The 21,656-nt window shown below is 32.9% G+C and carries 23 protein-coding genes and 1 tRNA gene; 17 read left to right on the top strand and 7 right to left on the bottom strand.

All coding sequences use genetic code 11. From position 1 onward, the window contains the following. Positions 1-14 precede the first annotated feature (14 nt). The 9 genes from H5V42_RS06285 (at position 15) to H5V42_RS06245 (ending at position 6,518) form a co-directional block, all read left to right on the top strand. Positions 15-638, top strand: a complete 624-nt coding sequence (locus H5V42_RS06285; protein WP_185782295.1) for a DUF4230 domain-containing protein — start codon at positions 15-17, stop codon at positions 636-638. 2 nt (positions 639-640) lie between these two features. Then, positions 641-1,036, top strand: coding sequence for a Dabb family protein (locus tag H5V42_RS06280; RefSeq protein WP_185782294.1), 396 nt, complete (start codon positions 641-643; stop codon positions 1,034-1,036). After that, entirely contained in the window at positions 1,033-1,386 is a 354-nt protein-coding gene (locus H5V42_RS06275) for an MmcQ/YjbR family DNA-binding protein (protein WP_185782293.1), read from the top strand. Before H5V42_RS06280 ends, H5V42_RS06275 begins: the two co-directional genes overlap by 4 nt. A 146-nt stretch (positions 1,387-1,532) precedes the next feature. Then, positions 1,533-1,934, top strand: a complete 402-nt coding sequence (locus tag H5V42_RS06270) for a response regulator (RefSeq protein ID WP_185782292.1) — start codon at positions 1,533-1,535, stop codon at positions 1,932-1,934. A 78-nt stretch (positions 1,935-2,012) separates the two neighbouring features. Further along, entirely contained in the window at positions 2,013-2,555 is a 543-nt protein-coding gene (locus H5V42_RS06265) for a heme NO-binding domain-containing protein (protein ID WP_185782291.1), read from the top strand. Next, positions 2,548-4,923 (top strand): PAS domain-containing sensor histidine kinase, encoded by a 2,376-nt coding sequence (locus H5V42_RS06260; protein WP_185782290.1) that lies wholly within the window; start codon positions 2,548-2,550, stop codon positions 4,921-4,923. The genes H5V42_RS06265 and H5V42_RS06260 overlap by 8 nt, the downstream gene beginning before the upstream one ends. A gap of 80 nt (positions 4,924-5,003) precedes the next feature. After that, entirely contained in the window at positions 5,004-5,480 is a 477-nt protein-coding gene (locus H5V42_RS06255; RefSeq protein ID WP_185782289.1) for a sensor histidine kinase, read from the top strand. Then, the gene (locus H5V42_RS06250) at positions 5,467-5,784 is read left to right on the top strand and encodes an Hpt domain-containing protein (protein WP_185782288.1); all 318 of its coding nucleotides are present in this window, start codon (positions 5,467-5,469) and stop codon (positions 5,782-5,784) included. Before H5V42_RS06255 ends, H5V42_RS06250 begins: the two co-directional genes overlap by 14 nt. A gap of 2 nt (positions 5,785-5,786) precedes the next feature. After that, positions 5,787-6,518 carry a LytR/AlgR family response regulator transcription factor gene (locus H5V42_RS06245; RefSeq protein WP_185782287.1) on the top strand — a complete coding sequence of 244 codons (732 nt, stop codon included), beginning with the start codon at positions 5,787-5,789 and terminating at the stop codon, positions 6,516-6,518. Between the two features lie 199 nt (positions 6,519-6,717). Here the strand turns inward: H5V42_RS06245 and H5V42_RS06240 are convergent, their stop codons facing one another. Further along, the gene (locus tag H5V42_RS06240; protein WP_185782286.1) at positions 6,718-8,805 is read right to left on the bottom strand and encodes a tetratricopeptide repeat protein; all 2,088 of its coding nucleotides are present in this window, start codon (positions 8,803-8,805) and stop codon (positions 6,718-6,720) included. Between the two features lie 203 nt (positions 8,806-9,008). On the opposite strand from H5V42_RS06240, the gene H5V42_RS06235 reads away from it, so the two are divergent. The 3 genes from H5V42_RS06235 to H5V42_RS06225 are packed head-to-tail and all read left to right on the top strand — an operon-like array spanning position 9,009 to position 11,802. Beyond that, the gene (locus tag H5V42_RS06235) at positions 9,009-9,284 is read left to right on the top strand and encodes a hypothetical protein (protein WP_185782285.1); all 276 of its coding nucleotides are present in this window, start codon (positions 9,009-9,011) and stop codon (positions 9,282-9,284) included. 3 nt (positions 9,285-9,287) lie between these two features. Further along, a complete protein-coding gene (locus H5V42_RS06230) occupies positions 9,288-10,556 on the top strand; it encodes an oligosaccharide flippase family protein (RefSeq protein WP_185782284.1) in 1,269 nt (422 codons plus the stop codon). Positions 10,557-10,566: 10 nt separating this feature from the next. Beyond that, the gene (locus H5V42_RS06225; protein WP_185782283.1) at positions 10,567-11,802 is read left to right on the top strand and encodes a glycosyltransferase; all 1,236 of its coding nucleotides are present in this window, start codon (positions 10,567-10,569) and stop codon (positions 11,800-11,802) included. Positions 11,803-11,830: 28 nt separating this feature from the next. Here H5V42_RS06225 and H5V42_RS06220 read toward each other — a convergent pair whose 3' ends face one another. Next, positions 11,831-12,787 carry a glycoside hydrolase family 2 TIM barrel-domain containing protein gene (locus tag H5V42_RS06220; protein ID WP_185782282.1) on the bottom strand — a complete coding sequence of 319 codons (957 nt, stop codon included), beginning with the start codon at positions 12,785-12,787 and terminating at the stop codon, positions 11,831-11,833. Between the two features lie 119 nt (positions 12,788-12,906). Between H5V42_RS06220 and H5V42_RS06215 the strand changes: the two genes are divergently transcribed. From H5V42_RS06215 to H5V42_RS06205, 3 genes are read left to right on the top strand one after another with little or no spacing between them, the layout of a single operon-like run. Continuing rightward, entirely contained in the window at positions 12,907-14,109 is a 1,203-nt protein-coding gene (locus H5V42_RS06215) for a response regulator (RefSeq protein ID WP_185782281.1), read from the top strand. Positions 14,110-14,167: 58 nt separating this feature from the next. Beyond that, a complete protein-coding gene (gene rfbD / locus H5V42_RS06210; protein ID WP_185782280.1) occupies positions 14,168-15,040 on the top strand; it encodes a dTDP-4-dehydrorhamnose reductase in 873 nt (290 codons plus the stop codon). A 15-nt stretch (positions 15,041-15,055) separates the two neighbouring features. After that, positions 15,056-16,825 carry a MutS-related protein gene (locus H5V42_RS06205; RefSeq protein WP_185782279.1) on the top strand — a complete coding sequence of 590 codons (1,770 nt, stop codon included), beginning with the start codon at positions 15,056-15,058 and terminating at the stop codon, positions 16,823-16,825. A gap of 4 nt (positions 16,826-16,829) precedes the next feature. Here H5V42_RS06205 and H5V42_RS06200 read toward each other — a convergent pair whose 3' ends face one another. Then, positions 16,830-17,930, bottom strand: a complete 1,101-nt coding sequence (locus H5V42_RS06200; protein ID WP_185782278.1) for a DUF4407 domain-containing protein — start codon at positions 17,928-17,930, stop codon at positions 16,830-16,832. Between the two features lie 394 nt (positions 17,931-18,324). On the opposite strand from H5V42_RS06200, the gene H5V42_RS06195 reads away from it, so the two are divergent. Beyond that, a complete protein-coding gene (locus tag H5V42_RS06195; protein WP_185782277.1) occupies positions 18,325-18,462 on the top strand; it encodes a hypothetical protein in 138 nt (45 codons plus the stop codon). A gap of 94 nt (positions 18,463-18,556) precedes the next feature. Here H5V42_RS06195 and H5V42_RS06190 read toward each other — a convergent pair whose 3' ends face one another. Next, positions 18,557-19,951 carry a dipeptidase gene (locus H5V42_RS06190; protein WP_185782276.1) on the bottom strand — a complete coding sequence of 465 codons (1,395 nt, stop codon included), beginning with the start codon at positions 19,949-19,951 and terminating at the stop codon, positions 18,557-18,559. Between the two features lie 169 nt (positions 19,952-20,120). Between H5V42_RS06190 and H5V42_RS06185 the strand changes: the two genes are divergently transcribed. Next, positions 20,121-20,202 (top strand) — tRNA-Leu (locus H5V42_RS06185). A gap of 445 nt (positions 20,203-20,647) precedes the next feature. Here the strand turns inward: H5V42_RS06185 and H5V42_RS06180 are convergent. The 3 genes from H5V42_RS06180 to H5V42_RS15200 form a co-directional block, all read right to left on the bottom strand. Further along, the gene (locus tag H5V42_RS06180) at positions 20,648-20,947 is read right to left on the bottom strand and encodes a type II toxin-antitoxin system RelE/ParE family toxin (RefSeq protein WP_185782275.1); all 300 of its coding nucleotides are present in this window, start codon (positions 20,945-20,947) and stop codon (positions 20,648-20,650) included. Further along, complete coding sequence (locus tag H5V42_RS06175; RefSeq protein ID WP_185782695.1) at positions 20,940-21,191, bottom strand: type II toxin-antitoxin system ParD family antitoxin; 252 nt, start codon at positions 21,189-21,191, stop codon at positions 20,940-20,942. The genes H5V42_RS06180 and H5V42_RS06175 overlap by 8 nt, the downstream gene beginning before the upstream one ends. 114 nt (positions 21,192-21,305) lie before the next feature. Then, positions 21,306-21,656 (bottom strand): transposase (locus H5V42_RS15200; RefSeq protein WP_241731854.1); only part of this gene is annotated, 351 nt, incomplete at its 5' end.

Raw genomic sequence — 21,656 nt, 5'->3', positions numbered from 1 at the left:
CATTATATTTGAATATGGATAGTGTACTTTTAGCCTTTTTAGGATTGATATTAGGAGCAATTCTAATGTATTGGCTATACTCATTTTTTAATGTTAAAAAGAAACGGGAGTTAGTTGAGCATCAGTCCACAGTTATACTAGACAAAATAAAAAGTGTTTGTAAACTAGTTTCTGTAGAAGGTGATTTTGCTGAAATTTACAAATATGAGAATAGCAAAGAAGGCTTTTTAAACATTCTTAGTAGCAAAAAAAAGGCACTTGTGGTCATAAATGCAAAAGCTCAAGTAGGTTACGATTTAAAAAAACTAAATATTGAAGCAGATACCAATACCAAGCGTGTAATTTTAAAGTCTTTTCCTGAGCCTGAAGTTTTATCAATTGAACCAGAGCTTCAATTTTATGATATTAAAAACGGATTGTTTAATTCGTTTTCACCAGATGATTTAACGCAACTCAACCTTAGAGCAAAAGAACACATACAAGAAAAAATTCCGGAGAGTGGATTACTAGATTCAGCTAAAAAAGAAGCCTTACAAGCCGTTTTGTTAATTGAAAAAATTGTAGAAACAATTGGTTGGAAATTAGACTATTCTGCCTTAGAAATTCCTAATAGAGAAAAACTATTCTTAGAAGATTAAATATGAAAAAATTACTTTTAGCATTCTTATTAATATGCTGTTTTACAACTATGAATGCACAAGATACCAGTACTGAGTTTGACCCAACATATGCACATGTGGTTTATTTTTGGTTTAATGAACCAGATAATGAGGAGCATAGAGTTGCTTTTGAAAAATCGCTTCAAAAGTTTTTGAGTAGTTCAAAATATGCAAAAACCAATTTTATTGGTACACCACCCAAAGCTATTAGAGAGGTTGTAGATGATTCTTTTACCTATAACTTAATAGTAAGTTTTGAATCTGCTGAGGCGCAACAGGCTTACCAAGATGAAGAGGTTCACAAAGTGTTTATTGCAGAATGCGAATCTTTTTGGAAAAAGGTTATCGTTTATGATGCCAATACCATTGATAAATGAATGTTGAGGTAATTCGAGAATATTGTATTACCAAACCAGAGGTTACAGAAGAGTTTCCTTTTGATGAACACACGTTAGTGTTTAAAGTTGCTGGTAAAATGTTCGCGCTTTGCCCTTTAGAAAGAAAACCCCCGCAAATAAATTTAAAATGTGATCCCGAACGTGCCATAGAATTACGGGAAAAATTTGATGGTGTTATAACGCCCGGGTATCACATGAGCAAAAAGCATTGGAATACTATATTTATAGAACAATTACCACTTGCTTTTACACAAGAACTAATAGATCATTCTTTTAATTTAGTGGTAGCAAAGCTTCCATTAAAAGTAAGAAAAATAGTGTTAAAATAAATTTTATCTTTGAGCGTTATTAGGTAATCGATTTTATTTAGTCGATTAAAAATGTCTGTTTAACGATAGTAAATAACGGATTACCTAATTAGATAAATTTTGTTTGTAAGAAAAATGAACTTTGTATTTTAAAAAGGGGGTAAACTATGAAAGTACTTTTAATAGAAGATGATATGATTGAAACCATGAAAATGCATAGAGCAGTTTCTGGTATGCAAACAAAACATCAAATCATAGAAGCTAAAAATGGCGAAGAAGCTTTAGAAGTGCTAAATGGTGGCGGTGAATTGCCAGATATCCTATTTTTAGATTTAAATATGCCGAGAATGAGTGGCATAGAATTTCTACAAATTTTAAAAAATGATGATAGATTAAAATTCTTACCAACCATCATTTTAACAACATCAGAAAATAGAGCTGATTTGTTAAAATGTTATGAGATAGGTATTGCAGGATACATCATAAAACCTCTAAAGTACGAAGACTACGAAAACCGTATAAAAAAGGTTTTTGATTATTGGGAGGTTAGCGAATTGTTCAAAGGCTAACAAAAATCTTCATTTCACAACAAAATTTTTATTCCGGTTAGGGCCATTCCTACATTTACTATATAATGTGCCCGTATTATGAAAGGAATTGTTTTTGATGAGTTTCTACAAATGGTTGAAAAGACCTTTGGATTAGAAACCGTTGATACTATTATTACCAACTCTGATTTACCTTCTAATGGAATTTACACCGCAGTAGGTACTTATGATTTTAATGAAATGGTTGAGCTTATCACCAACCTAAGTAAAGAAATTAATGTTCCTGCCCCAGAATTAATACACAAATTTGGCCATTATCTTTTTGATAGTTTGTTAGCAACACATCCAGAAGTTGTCTCAAGCTACAAATCACCAATAGCGTTGGTTGCCTCTATTGAGGATCACATTCATGTTCATGTAAGAAAGTTATACCCAGATGCAGAGCTACCATCGTTTAAAATCTTAGAACAAGATTCAGATAAAATTAGAATGATTTACGCTTCCTCTAGGGGCTTGTATATGCTTGCTAAAGGCTTAATGGAAAAAACATTTGAGCACTTTGGTAATGAGGTTAATGTAGATTATAAATTACTTAAAGAAGACGGTACTGAGGTTGAATTTTTGTTGAAACAAGTTGGATAGTAAGACCCAAAATATATTTGAACGTACACTTCAACGTGAACGTATGGCTCGTAAAGCGGCCGAAAAACTTCTTGAAGATAAGTCAAAGGAGTTGTATGATGCGTTATTGCATTTAAAGGAAGCTAACGGCCGTTTAGAATCTTTACTTTCTAAAGAGGGTAAAAATATAGAGGGTGCATTTGTAAATCTTATAGACCCATATGTAGTTATGGATTTAACTACTAAGGTCATAAGTATGAATACTAGTGCCAAAGAGTTTTTAGGGTATGATAACGAGGAGGAAGACGTATATCTATCACAAATAGTTCATCCAGAATACCTAGAATATACCAATGAATCTTTTACAAGATTACTTCATGTAGGTATCATTAAAAATTACAATGCTAAAATTGTTACCCGTAAATACGGTGAAAAGTATGTAAACATCAACGCTAGTTTAATTTACAATAAAAATGGTACGCCAATAGCTGCTCAAGGTGTTATTAGAGATATAACTTCCGAAATGGAGGTAAAACGTCTAGTAGAATCACAAAAAAAACAATTAGACTTAATTGTTGAAAATTCTTCGCTTGGTATTATGCTTATCGTAAAAGGCAAAATAGCTAAAGCTAACGATGCTTTTTGTCAAATGCTTGGTTACGAAGAATATGAACTTAAAAAATTCTCTCTAGAAGACGTCTCTACAATTGCTGATATTTCTCAATACCAAGCAATGTTAGAAATGGATGCCAAGCCTAACTCTGACCATATTACCATTACCAGAATTTTTCATAAAAAAAATGGTGGGCAGTTATTTGGTAAAACTTCAATAACCAATGTTTATAACCATAACAACGAGGTAGAATACAACGTTGTTATGGTTGATGATATTACTAGTGAAAAAGTAGCTAACGATAAACTCGCTGCTTCTGAATCTAGAATGTCAACCATGATTGGGAACCTGCAATCTGGTATTCTTTTAGAAGATGCCAATAGAAGGTTGGTAATGTCTAATAAAAGATTTACAGATTTCTTTGATTTAGAGGAAAAAGCTTCAGACTTAAAAGGAAAAAAGAGTATTGAATTAATTGATTCTTTAAAAGAAAAACATGTTGATTCTGATACCTTTTTAAAGCTTATAGAACAACGCGTTCATAAGAAAGAAGTAGCCATTGCAGATGAGCTTGAATTAAAAGATGGTAGGTATTTTTCTAGAGACTATATTCCATTATTTACAGAAGATGAGCTAACAGGTCATTTATGGGTATATACAGACATTACTTTACAAAAACACTATCGTAGAAACTTAGAACAACAACAAGAAAAGTATTCTAATATTATTGCCAACATGAACTTGGGGTTGGTAGAAATTGATCGCAATAGAAACGTTTTGTTTGTTAACAATCGTTTTTGTGATATGGTTGATCAAAAAGAAGAAAATATTATTGGAGAAAGGGTTTTTGATATCGTTAAAGTAGACCAAGAAAACACTAACCTCATAAATCAACAATTAGAATCTAGATTTAAAGGTGAATCTGATTCTTATCAGATAAAAGTTTCCACACAAAAAGGAGCTAAAAAATATTGGTTAATCAGCGGTGCACCAACGTATAATGATTTAGGTAAGGTAGCTGGATCTATTGGCGTTTATTTAGATGTAACTGAACAGCATGCATTAGAGGTGCAGAAAGAAAAGCTTTTAAGAGAGTTAGAACAAAGTAACCAAGGCTTACAAGAATACGCACACATAGTTTCTCACGATTTAAAATCACCGTTGCGTTCTGTTAGCGCATTGGCCGATTGGATGCTTACAGATTATAAAGACAAGTTAGATGACAATGGTGTTTATAATTTAAAAATGATTCAAGAAAAAATTGAGGGTATGGATAAACTCATTGGAGGTATACTCAAGTATTCTATGGTCAACAGAAATAAATTAGAAGAAGTCAAAATAGATATGAATTCTCTTGTAAAAGAGATTTCTGAAATTATTTATTGTCCTGATAATGTAAAAGTAAAAACTGCACACCCTCTGCCGATAATAAAAGCAGATAAAACCATGATGCATCAGTTATTTCAAAACTTTTTAAGTAATGCTGTTGTTCATATAGATAAGCCAGATGGTTTAGTTGAAGTTGGGTGTGTAGATTCAAATACGCATTGGCAGTTTAGTGTTAAAGATAATGGTGTAGGTATACCAAAAGAATACCATCAAAAAATATTTCAAATATTTCAATCTATTGGTAATAGAGAAAGATCTACCGGTATTGGCTTATCAATTGTAAAAAAGATAATTGAAAGATATAGAGGAAAAGTATGGTTAGAAAGTGAAATTGGGGTAGGCACCACATTTTACTTTACCATTATTAAAGATATAGATGCAATTTAAAACCCAATAAATGAATTAAAACTAACTAAATCCAAACAAAAATTATCAACCAAACTAATAACAGAATATTTAAGAAAATAATGACGAGTAATGTAGATGAGACAATGGAGGTAATTAACCTAAATGTATTGGTTAAAGGAATAATTGAAGAATTGTATTTCCCCCATAACATTAAAATTAAAATAAGGTCAGAGTTACCCACTTTATTAATAGACAGAAATAAAATGAATTCTTTGTTTACGAATCTTCTCAACAATGCAGTTTTAGCTCTAGAAAATGTGGCTATGGGTATTGTAGAAATAGATTTTAAACAAAAAGAAGGCGAACTATTATTTAGCATTAGTGATAATGGTTGTGGTATTTCTGCTACAAAACAAAAAGAAATCTTCAACATGTTCGAAGAACTAAATACAGACGTTTCATCTAACGGTTTAGGTCTAGCTTTGGTTAAGCGAATTATCAACTTTTATGAAGGAGATATTTGGCTTAGCTCAAGAGTTAAAAAAGGAACTACCGTTTTTTTCACCCTTAAAAATGTACAAAATGGAGATGCCTAATACCAACTATATAGATTCAGTTGCCGGAGGTGATGATGCCTTTAGAACTAAGTTTATAGCTATTCTAAAAACAGAATATCCAGACGAGATTGCTCATTATAAAAAAGTGCAATCTGCACAAGATTTTACTAGTACGGCAAGCATTGTACACAAGTTAAAACACAAACTAAATGTGTGCGGAATGCAAGAAGCTTACGGTTTAGCCGTTAAATATGAAGAAGAACTTAAAGTTCAGCGAGATAGACATCATGCTGAATTTGTAAAAATATTAGACCAAGTAGACGAATTTATCAAATCTTTATAACCATGACTTGTATAATTGTAGATGATGAATTAGCATCAAGAGTGGTTTTGGAAAAGTTTTGCCAAGACCAACCTCAAATTGAAGTTAAGGCTATGCTTGAAAACGGAATTCAAGCTTTAAAATACCTAAATGATAACAAAGTAGATTTAATATTTCTAGACCTACATATGGATATGTTCTCTGGTGTAGATTTACTTAAAACACTTGATAATACCCAAAAGGTAATTCTGTTTACCTCTGATAAAGACTTTGCTTCTAAATCTTACGAATACGAAAACATCGTAGACTACCTTGTAAAACCATTAACTAAAGAACGCTTTGAAAAAGCCGTTGAAAGAGCTCGTAAGCAGTTTATCTTAGATGAAATGGAAAGTCCTTCTCAAGATAGCTCTACTACTTCTACAGACAGTATGGAGCAGGTTAGAAATAGCCTGTATATTAATATAGATAGAAGACTAATTAATTTACAGTTTAAAGAGATAGAATATGTTGAGGCAGAAGGTGATTATGTAAATGTTTATACTACCACAGAACGTTACCATGTTCATACTAGTTTAAAGAAGATTGCTGCCAGGTTACCAGAACCAACTTTTATGCAAATTCATAGAAGCTATATCATCAACTTTAATAAGATTATCGATATTCAAGATAACAGTGTGTTAATTGGTAAAAAGGTAATTCCTATTAGTAGAAGCAATAGGCCAGCATTAATGCAGCGTATTAATCTTTTATAATTACATCTAGTTTTCTTATCTAGAATAGCAGCGTAGATGCATTATTTACGCTTTAAAATTTGCTGTACTCCAACTTACTATTTTCTTTTTATTTAATAATTGGTAATGTCTTTTTAGTATTGTTTTAGACGATATAAAAAGTTGAACCAGCCCTTTGTAGGTCATTGTTTTATTTGGAAGTGAACATTGAATTTGCTATTTATTCGTAGGTTTCTAATAAACTCATTTCATCCTTAAATTTCTTCTTAAAGAATAATGGCTTAGAAGTTAATGTCCAATTTAACTTCATACCTATTTCAGCAAACTGAAATCCTGCACCAATAGCAGAGGCTATGTTACTATATTTTCCGTAAATATCTAGCTTAAGTCTTTTTGAAAATTCATGTGTTAGCCCACCTTCAGCTCTATAGATTACTGTTTCGTCATCATTTTCAACTTTTTGCAAACCTCCTGCGGCACTAACATAACCTCTTGATTTCTCTGAAAAATTACCTCTTAAATCAAAGAATAATTCCACATTTCTATACACAGACGGACTAAAATAAATAGTGGGTACCTGGTCTGCAAAGGTTATGTAAGAAAAGTTAAGACCGCCTTTTAAGGCTGGTTTTCTAGTTAAATTGTAATACAAAGAGGTAAATAATAAGTTACGCATATTATTATCTGACTGTGAGGTATACATAAGCTGTGTGTACCATCCTAAATTAAAATTAGTACCCAAATTGTATGTTAGCCCATAATGGTTCATTACTATTTCTCGTTTAATCAACTCGGCATTAAATGCTTGCATTTCTCGCTTATAATTGAGTTCTAAATTGTTAAGCTTTAAAGGTTTGGTTTGAAGTTTTACATCAAAAACTGGGTTAACATACGTGGTATCTAAAAATTGAGCCGCGTAAAAGCCAGCTTCGGTTTTTAAATAAACCTGTGGTCTAATTTTAAAAGTAAAGGAACCATTTAAAGCATGTGAACTTGCCTGGTTAGCTGTTACTTCATTTTCTGATGTTCTATATTGATAAGAAACTGTTGATTTAATACTGGGAGAAAATGGTACGTTAACAGTTGTAGTTGACGCGAAAGCTACATTGTCTCCATTATCAAAGGTGTATTGTACCCATTCTTCTGCATTGGGTGAGTTCTGAATATTTAGTTTTTCAATAAAACCTATCACATCTCTTTGTTGACCAAAAATCCGCATGGTTTGAAAAGCGTTTTCATACGCAGGTATTAGTTTATCTGAAGCTAATAGTGCATTAGCTTTTCCTAAATTACCATCGAATGAAGTACTGTCATTTTCTAGAATAGCATCATAATTAGAAATACTTGTTTTAAAATCAGCCGTATACATACCTAACATTGATTTTAAAGAAAGTAACCAATTCTCATTTGCATGATGTTGCGAAAGGCTATCTATTTTTGTTCTAGCTGGAGTGTATTTATGATTCCAAATTAACGCTTGTATGTACCTATTGTAGGTTTCGGGCTTAAGATTATGATTAGGTTGTGTGTCAATTTTTGCCTTTGCCTTACTTGCCACTTCTAATGCAATTTTACTTTTGCCTTTTAAATGATGCGCAAGTGCAATACCATTAAGCGCGGTAATTGAATCTGTAAAATTTGTCGCTATTCTTTGGTAGGCTTCGATTTGTTTATCATATTCCTTGGTCATTAAGTAATTGTTAGCCAAGTTTTGGAGTACATTTTTATCCTCTGGAAAATCTTCAAAAATTTGTAGCAAAAGGTTTTCAGCAGTTTTATACTCTTCTTTTTTTACAAATGCATTTGCATACCCCATTTTAATATATTTACGCGAAATTTTAGCACCTTCATTTTCAGGTTCGAGCGCAATAGCTTTGTTCACCCATTTTAAAGCTTCTAAATATTCTTGCAGATTAGAAAGCGTATTTGCCAAACCTAAAACTGCTCCAAATTTATCAGGATAAGCAGCTACCAATTCTATGTAATGTGGTTTTGCTTCTATGAATTTTTTAGCCCATAAAAATGCTTCTGCATAGTTGGATTCTATTTCATAATCTTTAGGGAATTCTTGCTTAAGATTTTTAAAATATGTGATAGCAGCAATAGGTTCACCACTTAAACCCAGAGCTCTACCATAACAAAGTTTTGCTGTTTTATTAGGTTTATTTTGAGCTAAATAATTTTCAAAAAACACTTTGGCTTCTTTAAATTCACCAGCTTCGAGCATCTTAAAACCCTCATCCATAGCACTTTGTGCCTGTAGAATATAAAAGGATAGTAAAGCAATTAGCGTAAAAATTCGGTTCATAAGTAAGATTTAGTGGCTAGGAAGTATAACGTAAAAACCTACAAATATTTTATAATAAGGTGAGTTTTATAGTAAAATATAAAGAATAGACTTTCAAATAGATAAATTTTAAAAATAAGAAAAGGATTACAATAAAGAGAGAAAAATACGTTATTGTTATGCATGCAAATGCATCATTAACTATAAACCCAAATCATAACAACATGGCCCTACACATTTCTGAACGTAACAACGTTATTGTATTAAAAGGTAATCTTACCAATGCTAACATTAAAAGCTTAAGAAGTTATTTACTTCATTTATTTGAAACTAAACCAAAGGTTATAGTTGATTTAAATAAAGTTGATTGTATTTCTAGAGAGATTGCTAGAGAACTTTATAAGGTTAAAAAACAAGCTTTTAGCTATAATCGCGTTTTAGAATACATATATAACCCCAAATCTGAACAACCAGAAGCTCAAAAGCTATTGGTAAAATAACTTATGGAAGCTATTAGACAACTACAGCGCAAACTTAGCGCTGAGCAAATATTTATGCTTAGTGTTATAGTTGTAAACGGTGGTAATTACCTATACAACCTACTGTTAGGTAGAATTTTAGGTCCAGAAGCCTTTGCAGAAGCTGCCCTGCTCATTACTTTATTACTGGTACTTTCTTTTTTAGGAATGACTTTTCAGTTAACTGCGGCTAAGTTTGCCGTTATTTTTTCTGGTGATAAATGGAATGCCTTTAAGAATAATACCTTAAAACTTTCTATACTACTTGGAGTTACTGTTGGTGTTCTTATGTTGATTTTTTCTGGTCAATTAAAAGAATTGTTTCACACCAATAACAGTATTATGTTCATGATTTTTGCCTGTGGAATACCACTCTACTTTTTCATGAGTCTAAACAGAGGTATTTTTCAAGGTAAGCAAGAGTTCAAAAGGCTATCATTAACCTACCAAACCGAAATGTGGAGTAGGTTGCTTATAACAATGGCTTTGCTTTTTGTGGTTCCGTTACAATCTGGAGTGTTGGTCGCAATAGGTATTTTGATTTCTTTCTTTTTTGGATTGTATCCGTCAGAAATAAAATCAATAAAAATTGAAAACACTTTTAAACTGGATGCTTTTGACCAAAAGCGAATTGTAAAGTTTATGGTGCTAACTGCCTGCTACGAGCTTACTCAAATAATCATAAATAATAGTGACATCTTATTAGTAAAGCATTTTTTTGATGCAAAACCAGCTGGACTGTATGCCTCTTTAGCTTTAATAGGTAGAGTGGTGTATTTTGCTGCTTGGATGTTTGTAATGTTGCTTTTACCTACTGTAGTAAATAATCATAAAGAAGGTAAGCCAACTGCACCAGTGTTATTTAAGTATGTTTCTTACATAGGAGCACTTGCAGTATTAATCACAGGGGGGTGTTATTTATTTCCAGATTTTGTAGTAAATATTATGTTTGGTAGTGAGTATTTAGAAGTTTCTCATTTGTTATGGAAATATGCTGTTGCTACTTCTTTATTTGCCCTTTCAAACATATTTGCCTATTACTTTTTGTCTTTAGATCAATACGTTCCTGTAATACTTTCTGGCATTTTAGGAATGTCTCAAATACTATTAATTGTTTTTTATCATGATAGTTTAGATACAGTAATTCATATGCAAATAATAGCCATGGCTATTCTACTTACTGTTCAAATTATATACTTTATGAATAAAGAAGTATTTGGATACTTATCTGATAACCAAAACCCAAATCAATAAAAATTATACTATGAAAATTGCAATAGTAACCGCTTATCCACCAAGTAAAGTAACCTTAACAGAGTACGCGTATTATTTGGTAAAGAGTTTTAGAGTACAAAACAGAGTTGATGAAATTGTTTTGTTGTGCGATAAAACCGAAGGTGAAAAAGATTTAAATTTTGAAGGAGACGGTTGTAAAATCACCGTAAAAGAGTGTTGGGAGTTTAATAGCTATTCTAATATCTTAACTATTAGAAACGCGGTAGCTCAAACCAAGCCAGATGCAGTACTGTATAACCTACAGTTTATGAAATTCGGAGATAAAAAAGTTCCTGCAGCACTAGGTTTAATGTTGCCTTTTATAACTAAAACTATGGGTGTGCCAACGGTTTCTTTACTACACAACATAATGGAAACTGTTGATTTAAAAGATGCTGGTTTTGCTTCAAACAAGTTGTTAGCAAGTATCTTCAATTTTATAGGAACCACCTTAACACGTTTTGTGTTAGCGTCTGATAGCGTGGCAGTAACTATCAGTAAATATGTTACTACACTTAAGGGTAAATATAAAAAGAACAATATAGAGCTAATACCACACGGTTCTTTTGAATTGCCTCCAGAACCAGATTACAAGTTGCCAAACGGACCAAAACAGGTAATGGCATTCGGAAAATTTGGAACCTATAAAAAGGTTGAAATTATGATTGAGGCGGTTGAGCAAATTAGAAACCGAACCAACGAAAATATTGAAATTGTAATAGCAGGTACAGATAGTCCTAATACCCCAGGGTATTTAGATGAGGTTGCTAAAAAATACGCGCATGTATCTCAATTGAGATTTACGGGCTACGTGCCAGAAGCAGATGTTCAACGCATTTTTGAAGAGAGTGCTGTAACGGTTTTTCCGTATACTTCTACTACAGGTAGTTCTGGTGTTTTACACCAAGCGGGTAGTTATGGTAAGGCAGCTGTATTACCAGATTTAGGTGATTTAGGTATTTTGGTAAGAGAAGAAGGTTATGCCGGTGAGTTTTTTAATCCAAGTGAAGCTTCTTCTTTGGCTGATGCAATAGAAAAAATCATAATTAATGATGCGTATAGAATAGAATTGGGTAAAACTAATTACAAAGCGGCAACAGCATGGCCAATGTCTAGAATAACTAATATGTATCTAGATTTATTTGAAAAAATTCAACGCAAAAGAGGTAAGAAAGTTTCTACCACATCACAAGAAGAAATAAAAGAAATATTAGTTCACCAATAAGATTGTGTGCATAGTTCAATTAGGGCTACTATTCAAAAATAGAATAGTATGCCCTTTTTTTGTTTCCATGAGTATCATATATACCAAACTTTTGTTGCTGTTTACGATACCGCTTTTTTTTACCAACCACTTTTATTGGAACTTCGTTAAAATCATATAATGTCCATAGCATAAAGGGAATGCTATTTGTTTTTATAATCTCTTTTATTTCTGAAAGATATGTTGCTTGAACTTTTTCTCCGTTTTTTAGCATCTTCCAAAAACTTAGATGAGAAGATTTTCCGAACTCACCTAACACAATAACTTTATTAGTTTGTTCTTGGAGTAATTGATATTCTTTTTTTAAAAGTGTTGGCTCATCGTAAAAATGGAAACATATAAAATCAACTTCATCTTTAAGATAAATCGCATTTTTAGCTTTTGCCCACCCAATGGTAATAGGTGTTTTTGAATCTATATTTTTAATAAGGCAAATGGTGTTTTTTAGCCACTTTAAAACTTGACTTTTACTTCGATTAGTAAAGTCCAGGTCTGGTTCATTTTTAATATCCCAAGCTAATAATGCTTTATGACCAGTTAATGCGCCAACAATTGTAGAAACATAGCTTTTGTTTTGTTCTTGGTCTGAGTCTAGATAAGTTCCATAAAAATCAAAAAGTGTTACAATTGCTCCTAAGTTATGTTTATGAGCTTCATCTAAAACCTCAATTAGTTGATTTATATCTTCAATAGAAGCTTTATATGGGATAAAGATTCTAATAGTATTAATGTTTAAAGAATGTATTAATTGAAAGTCATTAGTAATTACATCTCTATTAAAATTTTCGCCAAACATGTTCCAAGCGGTATTGGTTGGGTAATAATTAACACCTTTTAGATTAGAAAGCTGTTGAAGTTTTTTAGAACTAATAGTTAAGGCCATCTCTTGTTGAGATTTGCCAAAATAGCTAAGTAATAAAAGGGCGTATATCAGATATTTTTTCATTTGCTCGATTGTTTGCAATATATAAAATGATATTACGTTATATGTAGGAAAATAATTACGTTTTTAATTTTGAAAACCGTATGCTGAATCCAAATCTTAGCAACATACATAAATAACCTATGAAAATTCTAGCAATTGATGACCAGCAATTAATATTGCTATCATTAGAAAAAAGACTTCAAGAACTTGGTTACCAAGTTCAAACAGCTGAATCCGGAAAAGAAGGATTAATGCTTGTAAAAGAATTTCAACCAAACTTAGTAATTGTTGATATCAACATGCCAGATATTTCTGGTTTGGATGTTGTTCAAGAAATACGCTCTTCTAGCAATGAAAGAATACCCATTATGGTGATGTCTGGTAATACAGATGAGAATGTAATTACACAAGGTTTTGACCTTGATATTGATGATTACATGAAAAAGCCAGTAAGTTTAAATGAAGTCGTTGCTCGTGTAAAACGTATTATTGGAACTCCAGAAACTACAGTAAAAAAATCTAAAAAAGCTAGTCAGGTTATTCAAGAATACTGTGTTGGTGTTGTTATACCTTGTTATAATGAGGCTGAAAGACTGTCTGGAAAAGATTTTCTTGACTTCTCTTTTGAAAATTTGGGGTATAATTTATGTTTTGTAAACGATGGTTCTACTGATAATACTCTCGAAGTATTACGAGAAATACAAAAAGGTAATGAAGACCATATTACTGTTTACGATTGTGCAAAAAATGGAGGTAAAGCTGAAGCTGTTAGACAAGGTATGCTACATATGGCAAAAGACCCACAGTATAATTACATTGGGTTTTTAGATGCAGATTTATCGACAGATTTTAGAGATTTTGATGATTTGGTTAAGACATTAGGTAACTCTAATTATAAGATTGTAAATGGTTCTAGAATGGCAAGAATGGGAGCCGAAATTGCTAAAGAATCTGCCAGAGCAATTATTAGTAAGACTATTAATTTAATGATTCGTACTATTCTAAGAATGCCATTTAATGACACCCAATGCGGTGCAAAGGTTATGGATAAGGATATTGTTAAGGTTGCCTTTGAAAAACCCTTCTTAACCAAATGGTTGTTTGATGTTGAAATGTTTAAAAGAATAAGTAATCATTACGGTAGAAAAAAGGCTCTAGAAATTATTTGTGAACAACCACTAAAACGTTGGGTTCATGCAGATGGCTCAAAGTTATCGTTTAAAGACTCTGCTAAAATTGGAATTCAGTTGCTGCAAATTGCGGTACACTATCGTAAAAAAAGTTCGAGTTCTGAACAAACAACAGTTTCTACTAATTCGTCTAAGGTGGTTGAAGCAGCATAAAATATTTAGCTATATCTAAACTCTTAACCGTAGCTTTGTAAAAAGCTGCGGTTTTTTTATGGAAAATATTTTAGTTACTGGTGCTTCTGGGCAATTAGGTTTATGTATTAAAGATGTTGTAAAACATAGCAAATATCAAAACATTAGGTTTGAATTTTTGAGTTCTAAAGACCTTGATGTAACTAATAAAGACCATGTTATTGCCGCCTTTAAAAAAGGTAAGTTTACCCATTGTATTAATTGTGCCGCGTATACCCAAGTAGACAAAGCAGAAAGTGATGCATTAGCAGCAGAGAACGTAAATGTTATAGGTGCTCAAAATTTGGCAAAAGCTTGTCAACTATTTAAAGTTACATTACTTCATATTTCAACAGACTTTGTTTTTGATGGTAACACAGATGTACCTTACGTAGAAACAGATACATGTAACCCCCTTGGTGTTTATGGCGAAACAAAATTAAAGGGCGAACTAGAAATTACCGAAAGGTTGAAAGAACATTTTATCATAAGAACTTCTTGGTTGTATTCTGAACATGCAAATAATTTCATGAAGACCATGTTGCGCTTGGGCAATGAACGCTCGTCTCTTTCTGTTGTGGCTGACCAAATTGGTAAACCTACTTATGCTAGAGACCTTGCCGGCTTTGTTCTAAACATTATTGAACAAAAAAATGCTGCTTACGGTATTTACCATTTTAGTAATGACGGCGAAACTTCATGGTATGGTTTTGCTTCTGAAATTTTCTTGCTTAGCAATACTAATGTGGAATTAGCAGCTATTTCAACAGAGGCTTATCCTACTCCTGCGAAAAGACCCAAATACAGTGTTTTAAACACTAATAAGGCAAAAGAAACTTTTGGACTAAAAATTGAAAATTGGAAAGAAAGTTTGGCTAGAGCGTTAGCTAATCTTAAGTCTCTGAATTGTTAAATTTTTTACTTGGTAATGCAAAGCGTTCAAAACTTTTACACCAAAAATATTGATGAAAATGAGCTAATCTGTCAACGCTTAAAACAAAACCTAAGCGTATTATCTATAGCACGTTTATTTACTTTTATTGCTTTAATTAGTATTCCCTATTTGCTTCGTTCTAACATCATTTTTGTAATTGCAGCTATTGTGGTTTTTGGAGCTGTTTTTTTAGTTCTTATAAAGAAGTACATCAAAATAAAACAAAGACTCAAATACCATAATAATATAGTGGCTATCAATGCAAAAGAAATTCGAGCTCTACAGTATAATTTTGAAGAATTTCCAGACGGGAAAGAATACTTAGAACTTGCTCATTGCTATAGTCAAGATTTGGATTTGTTTGGAGATACTTCCTTCTATCAATACATTAATAGAGCTACCCTAAAAGAAGGTGAAGATGCATTTGCAGCCTTGCTTTTGTCAAATACTATTGCTAACATAACCAGTAAGCAAGAGGCTATTAAAGAAATTGCAGATAAAGCAGAATGGCGGCAAACATTTAGTGCAAATGCTATGTTTATAGAAAACGAGACTCGTATTTCTAGCATAGTTCATTGGCTCGAATCCTACACACCTTTTGTGCCTAAAATAATGCGTTATTTACCTTTTGTAATCTTAAGTGTATTTAGTGTTGTTGCGGTTTTAACCTTCTTTTTTGGATGGTTATTTAATGTGCTATTTATAATTATTGGTATTGGTCTAACTATTTCTGGTTTTTACTTTAAACATATACAAAACCTATCTGCTAAAGCTGATAAGGTAAAATCAGTTTTTAAACAATACGCAACACTGCTTAAACTTATAGAACAAGAAAAGTTTACCTCAAAACTATTAAAACAACAACAACAAAAACTTGCTATAACAAATAGCAAAGCATCTTCGGCCATTGCTAAGTTTTCAAAACTTTTAGATGTTATGGATTATAACAATAATGTCTTTTACATCATTTTTGGTAATGGTTGTTATCTCGGCGCTTTAAAAACAGCATATGAGATAGAAAAGTGGTTGGTCACAAATAAAAATCAAGTTGCAGATTGGTTTAATGTAATTTCTTTTTTTGAAGGGTATAATAGTCTAGGTAATTTTGCATTTAATCATCCTTATTTTAATTATCCCAGTATAAAGGAGGGAGCATTTACTTTTAAAGCCAAGGAGTTAGGCCATCCTTTAATTGCTCAAGAGAAAATTGTAAAAAATGATTTTGAAATAGATGCTTCATCATTTCATATTATAACTGGGTCTAACATGGCTGGTAAGAGCACTTTTTTACGTAGTGTAGGTTTGGGCATATTTATGGCTAATTTAGGGTTACCTATTTGTGCTTCGTCTTGTGTTTATGCTCCAATAAAGCTTGTAACTAGTATGCGTAGTGTAGATTCTCTCAAAAAAGGGGATTCTTATTTTTTTGCGGAGCTAAAAAGATTGAAAATGGTAGTTGAACTTGTAAAATCAGAACCATATTTTGTCTTGTTAGACGAGATTTTAAGAGGTACAAACAGTTATGATAAAGCTACTGGCTCTAAACAAATTGTGGCTCGTTTACTTAATGAAAATGCCACAGGATTAATAGCTACACACGATTTAAGTCTTTGTGATATGGCTAATGAAAATAATAGCGTTAAAAACTATCATTTAGATGCTACTATTAAAAATAACACCTTGAGTTTTGATTATCGCCTTAAAAAAGGGGTTAGCAAAACCATGAATGCCTCTTTTATGCTCAAACAAATGGATTTAATCTAATCTACTACAGACCTTTTATTTGTGTATTTCTAAAGGCATCTGCTTGTAAGCGTAACACTTCTTCTGCTTTCTTTTTCTTGTAGTTGTATAATTCTTCCTCTGCCTTTAAATCTTCGTAAATTTTTTGATTCATTTCGGCATCTGTTCCAACTAATAATTTGCGTTGATTTACTTTTTGGGTTACCCAACTTGCAACCACACTTTCAGCTTCTTCAACTTTAAAATCATATTCTCCTTTAGGGGCTAATAATTTTGCAATAATTGGAGCGGTCTCAATAGCTAAGAACAATAGAAAAATGAAAAATGAAGGTAACCAAGGTAATTTGTCAAGAGCATTGATTCTAGCCATTAATCCATCAAAACCATCAATTATGGGTTGGCTATTAGAAACTGCATTTGTATAATTACTGTTAAGTGAGTTTATCTCATTTTCTAAGGCTGTGATTTTTTCTCCGTTAGTTGACTTTAATGCCTGAAGTTCATTTAGATAGCGGTCGTGTTTTTCTCTTTTTTCTTTATAAACGGGCCCTTTACCCAATAAGCCTGTACCAGCGGTTCCTTCTGCTTCAGAAATGTAGGTATTGTACAGCGCATTGGTTTCAGCTTCCTTATCGTTTATTTCTTGTTTTAGGGTAGATATCTCTTGTTGTAATTGCGCTACCTTTGGAGTGTATTGCATGGCTAACTGTTCTTGGTTAGCTAAAGACATGGCATTTTTTTCTTCAAGTAAAACCTGGTTGATTTCTTTTTCAAAAATTTTGAGTTCTAGGGGTTTAGAAATTACAATAGCAATAATTAAGGCCAAGACAATTCTAGGTGCGGCTTGTAACAATTCTTTTCCAAAACTATCTCGCTTTTTTATAGTGGAGACTATATATCTATCTAGATTAAAAATAAGAAGTCCCCAAATAAGCCCAAAGAAAACTGCCGCGTAAATGGTATCAAAAATGGTATATAAAGCATATGCAGATGCAATAAAAGCCATTACGGCAGTAAAGAAAACAGTTGCACCTATACCTGCATATTTGTTGCGTTCTCCGTTGCTGCAAGTTGATAGAATTTCGGTATCTGCCCCTGAGCAGAAGATAAAAAAGCGTTGTAACATGATAGTGTTCGTTTTGATTGTAGATTATAAGAACGCCGTTCTTATAGTTTTGTTACAAATATTGGGCTTTATAACTAAGTATTAACAAGTTGAAGAAAAACTATTTAAGTTTAAACCTCTTAATTCTAAATAAACATGATTGTAAAATTGAAGCGTCATTTTTTATTTAAATGATAGTATTCGGCCTTCAATTACCGGGTTGTTTATCGGTTTTTTAAGTAGCACATAGAATGTATCAAATGCTGATGTAACAAGGTTTTAAAGGCCTTGTCTATAGTAAAATACCATTCGTCTACACTTGTTTGTTTTCTAAAATATGTAAAAATGAAGAGCAGTATTTCAACCTAGATTTGGAGTAACAAATTTATCTAACACCAACAAAATATATTATAAGATGAAGAAGCAGTTAAGACAAGAGAAGTACACAGGCATGGTTATTTTAAATGAAAACAAAAAGGTTTTCAGATTGTGTGATGTTGAAGTAAATGAAAATGAGTTACTAATTAACATGTATAACCCAATTAGTTGCTAAAAAGAACCCAAATCTTACCATTAGCAAAAAAAGGTCAGGATTAACTCCTTTAGAGAAAGACCCCCAAATCGTAATCCTGGCCTTATTTTTTGCCTTATTGTTCTGTAAACAGTTTAGTGTATTCTTTAAAGAAATAAGGTATAGTCTCAATACCCTTTAAATAGTTCCAAATTCCAAAATGCTCATTTGGCGAATGGATAGCATCACTATCTAAACCAAATCCCATAAATATAGTTTTAGATTCTAAAACTTGCTCAAAAAGGGCTACTATAGGTATACTACCTCCAGTTCTTTCTGGTATAGGAGTTTTACCAAAAGTAGTTTCGTATGCTATTGCCGCAGCCTTGTAACCTATAGTATTTGTAGGTGTTACATAAGGTTGCCCACCATGATGTGGGGATACCTTAACTTTTACACCTTTAGGCGCTATAGTTTCAAAATGTTTAGTGAATAATGCTGTAATTTCATCTGGGTCTTGGTCTGGTACTAGACGCATTGAAATTTTTGCATAGGCCTTACTTGCAATTACCGTTTTTGCACCTTCACCAGTATAGCCTCCCCAAATTCCGTTCACGTCCAAAGTTGGTCGTATAGAATAACGTTCGGCAGTAGAATAGCCTGCTTCACCATATACATCATCTATGTCTAACGCTTTTTTATATTCTTCTAGGTTAAATGGAGCTTCAGCCATTAAATCTCTTTCCTCTTGTGATAGCTCTTCTACCTTATCATAGAAACCCGGTATGGTGATTTTGTTATTTTCATCATGTAAAGATGCTATCATTTTAGCAAGCACATTAATGGGGTTGGGTACTGCTCCGCCATAAATACCAGAATGTAAGTCTCTATTAGGACCCGTAACTTCAACTTCCACATAACTTAATCCACGTAAACCGGTAGTAATTGATGGTACATCATTGGCCATCATACCGGTGTCTGAAATTAATATGATATCGTTTTTAAGTTTTTCTTTATGGTCTAAAAGAAATTCTTCTAAACTATCGCTACCCACTTCTTCTTCGCCTTCGATCATGAATTTGAGATTACATGGTAATGCATCATTCTTTATCATGTATTCTGCTGCTTTAACATGCATGTACATTTGGCCTTTGTCATCACATGCTCCTCGGGCAAAAATAGCACCATCTGGATGCAATTCTGTTTTCTTAATTACAGGCTCAAATGGTGGTGAATCCCATAAGTTTAAAGGGTCTGGCGGTTGTACATCATAATGACCGTAAACCAGAACTGTAGGTAATTTAGGATCAATAATTTTTTCGCCGTAAACTACAGGGTACCCCTTAGTTTCGCAAATTTCAGCACTATCACAACCAGCATCTAAAAGCGCTTTTTTAATATGTTCGGCTGTTGCAATAACATCTTTTTTATAGGCACTGTCTGCACTTATTGAAGGAATTTTTAAAAGTTCAATTAGCTCATCAATAAAACGAGTTTTATGACTTTCAATATAGTTTTTAACGTCTGACATAGTACATTTTTAATGAGGATTAAAAGTACAAAAAGGCATTTTTAAATAAGAAGAGTTTTATGAATGAAAATTTGGAGTATATTTGCAAACCTTAAGCGGATGTGGTGGAATTGGTACACACGCTAGACTTAGGAATTAAACAAGAAAAGTTCATTAAAATTTTGAAAAAGCGGCTGTGATGGAATTGGTAGACATGCCAGACTTAGGATCTGGTGCCGCGAGGCGTGGGGGTTCGACTCCCTTCAGCCGCACTTTTTCAAAATTTTACAAATAGTAAAAAAAGGCTCTCTGATTTGAGAGCTTTTTTTGTTTGGGTACAACATAGCTACAACATCTCGTCTTCAAGTTTAATTTAGTGCTGTTGTAATGGTTTTAAGTAGAAAGTATTATAAGGATTTAATGTTGGGTTTACTTGAGACAAAAAATTACTTTTTGGTACTTATAATACTGAGGGGAAAAAACAAAAAAAATTGACTTTTCTCCTTAAAAAAAACTTCTTAAACAGCAAAAACCCTTAAATCACAACAAAAATCGACCAAAGTCGATTTTAAATTATTGCTAATGTCTCGGCTATGATTAGTGCGGCGCGGAAATCCAACGGAAAATGTCCGCCTGTACCGAAGATAGTTAATTGCAAGGATTTCCATTTGGGAAATCCGACCGCAATTAATTATACACCGTGTTGCCTGTAGTTTTTTATTCCTCCAGTCTGTTTTTCAAGTCCATTCTTTCATGTAGGATTCTGGTGATTTCGATTAAATCTTTTTCCAAAGTCCTAAAGAAAATTATGTGCTTGTTTTCTTTGAATCCGAATAGGCCTAGGGTGATTCCCTCGTAGTTTTTTCCAATTGTTGGATTCTCCGCGAGCTGCTTACAGGATTCCATGATTTCCCGATAATATTTGTCCGCTTGATTTTCGGACAATTTCTCCACGGTATATTCCCAAATTCCATTTAAATCGGCAACGGCTTTGTTGGTCAATTTGAATTTAGCCATTTGTTTTTCTCTTGGCTTTTAATTCTTTCAGGTTTTTTTCCCAATCAAAGTCGTGCGCAAGTCCACTGTCAATTCCTTCCTGAATCGCTTTCCTAAGGGCAATGACTTTACTTTCCTCATTTTCCAATAGTCTGAGTCCAGCGCGAATGACCTCACTAACGTTTTTATAGCGTCCTTCTGAAATTTGTTCGTGGACGAATTGGTCAAAGTAATTTCCCAGTGATATTGAAGTGTTTTTACTCATTCTATCAATGATTTGGGCAAAAATACCAATTTTTGGTAAGTTTTCAAAATTACGGCTAACGGCAGTCTGTCCCAAAACTGCCTTTAGATTTAGTTTAAAATTAGCTTATTAGTTTCAGACTACCGAAGCTTGGAAAAAGGAAGGGGAAATTTTGTTTTGCCCCAAAATACCCCTAATGGATTTAAAAACCTTTTTAATAGGGCCTATTAGCTTCCAAATAAGCTCAAAAGGCATTAGAAATGCTCTAATAAGCGCTTTCCCTTGCACTTTAAGGATTTTGAGTATTCGTTTTAGATTATAAGCCGTTAGCATAAACCCAAAGTCTGCCGAAGCGGCTTCCATTCCTCTTTTGGTCATGATATGGTCAAATCCCCATTGACGTTTTATAGTGCCAAAGGGATGCTCCACCAAGGCTTGCCGTTTCTTATAGGTTTCAGGAGCCATGGCCACTCTTTTTTTATTGCC

It is taken from the genome of Croceivirga lutea, assembly GCF_014235875.1.
Classification (GTDB): Bacteria; Bacteroidota; Bacteroidia; order Flavobacteriales; family Flavobacteriaceae; genus Croceivirga; species Croceivirga lutea.
Note: the sequence above shows the minus strand (reverse complement) of the source record. Positions and strands in the feature narration are given on the sequence as shown.

Excerpts from the sequence above, each read along its gene's own strand:
- H5V42_RS06255 (WP_185782289.1), top strand. The coding sequence starts at position 5,004 with ATGACGAGTAATGTAGATGAGACAATGGAGGTAATTAACCTAAATGTA.
- H5V42_RS06175 (WP_185782695.1), bottom strand. The coding sequence starts at position 21,191 with ATGAGTAAAAACACTTCAATATCACTGGGAAATTACTTTGACCAATTC.
- H5V42_RS06215 (WP_185782281.1), top strand. The coding sequence starts at position 12,907 with ATGAAAATTCTAGCAATTGATGACCAGCAATTAATATTGCTATCATTA.
- rfbD (WP_185782280.1), top strand. The coding sequence starts at position 14,168 with ATGGAAAATATTTTAGTTACTGGTGCTTCTGGGCAATTAGGTTTATGT.
- H5V42_RS06205 (WP_185782279.1), top strand. The coding sequence starts at position 15,056 with ATGCAAAGCGTTCAAAACTTTTACACCAAAAATATTGATGAAAATGAG.
- H5V42_RS06195 (WP_185782277.1), top strand. The coding sequence starts at position 18,325 with ATGAAGAAGCAGTTAAGACAAGAGAAGTACACAGGCATGGTTATTTTA.
- H5V42_RS06285 (WP_185782295.1), top strand. The coding sequence starts at position 15 with ATGGATAGTGTACTTTTAGCCTTTTTAGGATTGATATTAGGAGCAATT.
- H5V42_RS06250 (WP_185782288.1), top strand. The coding sequence starts at position 5,467 with ATGGAGATGCCTAATACCAACTATATAGATTCAGTTGCCGGAGGTGAT.
- H5V42_RS06220 (WP_185782282.1), bottom strand. The coding sequence starts at position 12,787 with ATGAAAAAATATCTGATATACGCCCTTTTATTACTTAGCTATTTTGGC.
- H5V42_RS06200 (WP_185782278.1), bottom strand. The coding sequence starts at position 17,930 with ATGTTACAACGCTTTTTTATCTTCTGCTCAGGGGCAGATACCGAAATT.
- H5V42_RS06190 (WP_185782276.1), bottom strand. The coding sequence starts at position 19,951 with ATGTCAGACGTTAAAAACTATATTGAAAGTCATAAAACTCGTTTTATT.
- H5V42_RS06240 (WP_185782286.1), bottom strand. The coding sequence starts at position 8,805 with ATGAACCGAATTTTTACGCTAATTGCTTTACTATCCTTTTATATTCTA.
- H5V42_RS06230 (WP_185782284.1), top strand. The coding sequence starts at position 9,288 with ATGGAAGCTATTAGACAACTACAGCGCAAACTTAGCGCTGAGCAAATA.
- H5V42_RS06275 (WP_185782293.1), top strand. The coding sequence starts at position 1,033 with ATGAATGTTGAGGTAATTCGAGAATATTGTATTACCAAACCAGAGGTT.
- H5V42_RS06225 (WP_185782283.1), top strand. The coding sequence starts at position 10,567 with ATGAAAATTGCAATAGTAACCGCTTATCCACCAAGTAAAGTAACCTTA.
- H5V42_RS06235 (WP_185782285.1), top strand. The coding sequence starts at position 9,009 with ATGGCCCTACACATTTCTGAACGTAACAACGTTATTGTATTAAAAGGT.
- H5V42_RS06270 (WP_185782292.1), top strand. The coding sequence starts at position 1,533 with ATGAAAGTACTTTTAATAGAAGATGATATGATTGAAACCATGAAAATG.
- H5V42_RS06245 (WP_185782287.1), top strand. The coding sequence starts at position 5,787 with ATGACTTGTATAATTGTAGATGATGAATTAGCATCAAGAGTGGTTTTG.
- H5V42_RS06280 (WP_185782294.1), top strand. The coding sequence starts at position 641 with ATGAAAAAATTACTTTTAGCATTCTTATTAATATGCTGTTTTACAACT.
- H5V42_RS06265 (WP_185782291.1), top strand. The coding sequence starts at position 2,013 with ATGAAAGGAATTGTTTTTGATGAGTTTCTACAAATGGTTGAAAAGACC.
- H5V42_RS06180 (WP_185782275.1), bottom strand. The coding sequence starts at position 20,947 with ATGGCTAAATTCAAATTGACCAACAAAGCCGTTGCCGATTTAAATGGA.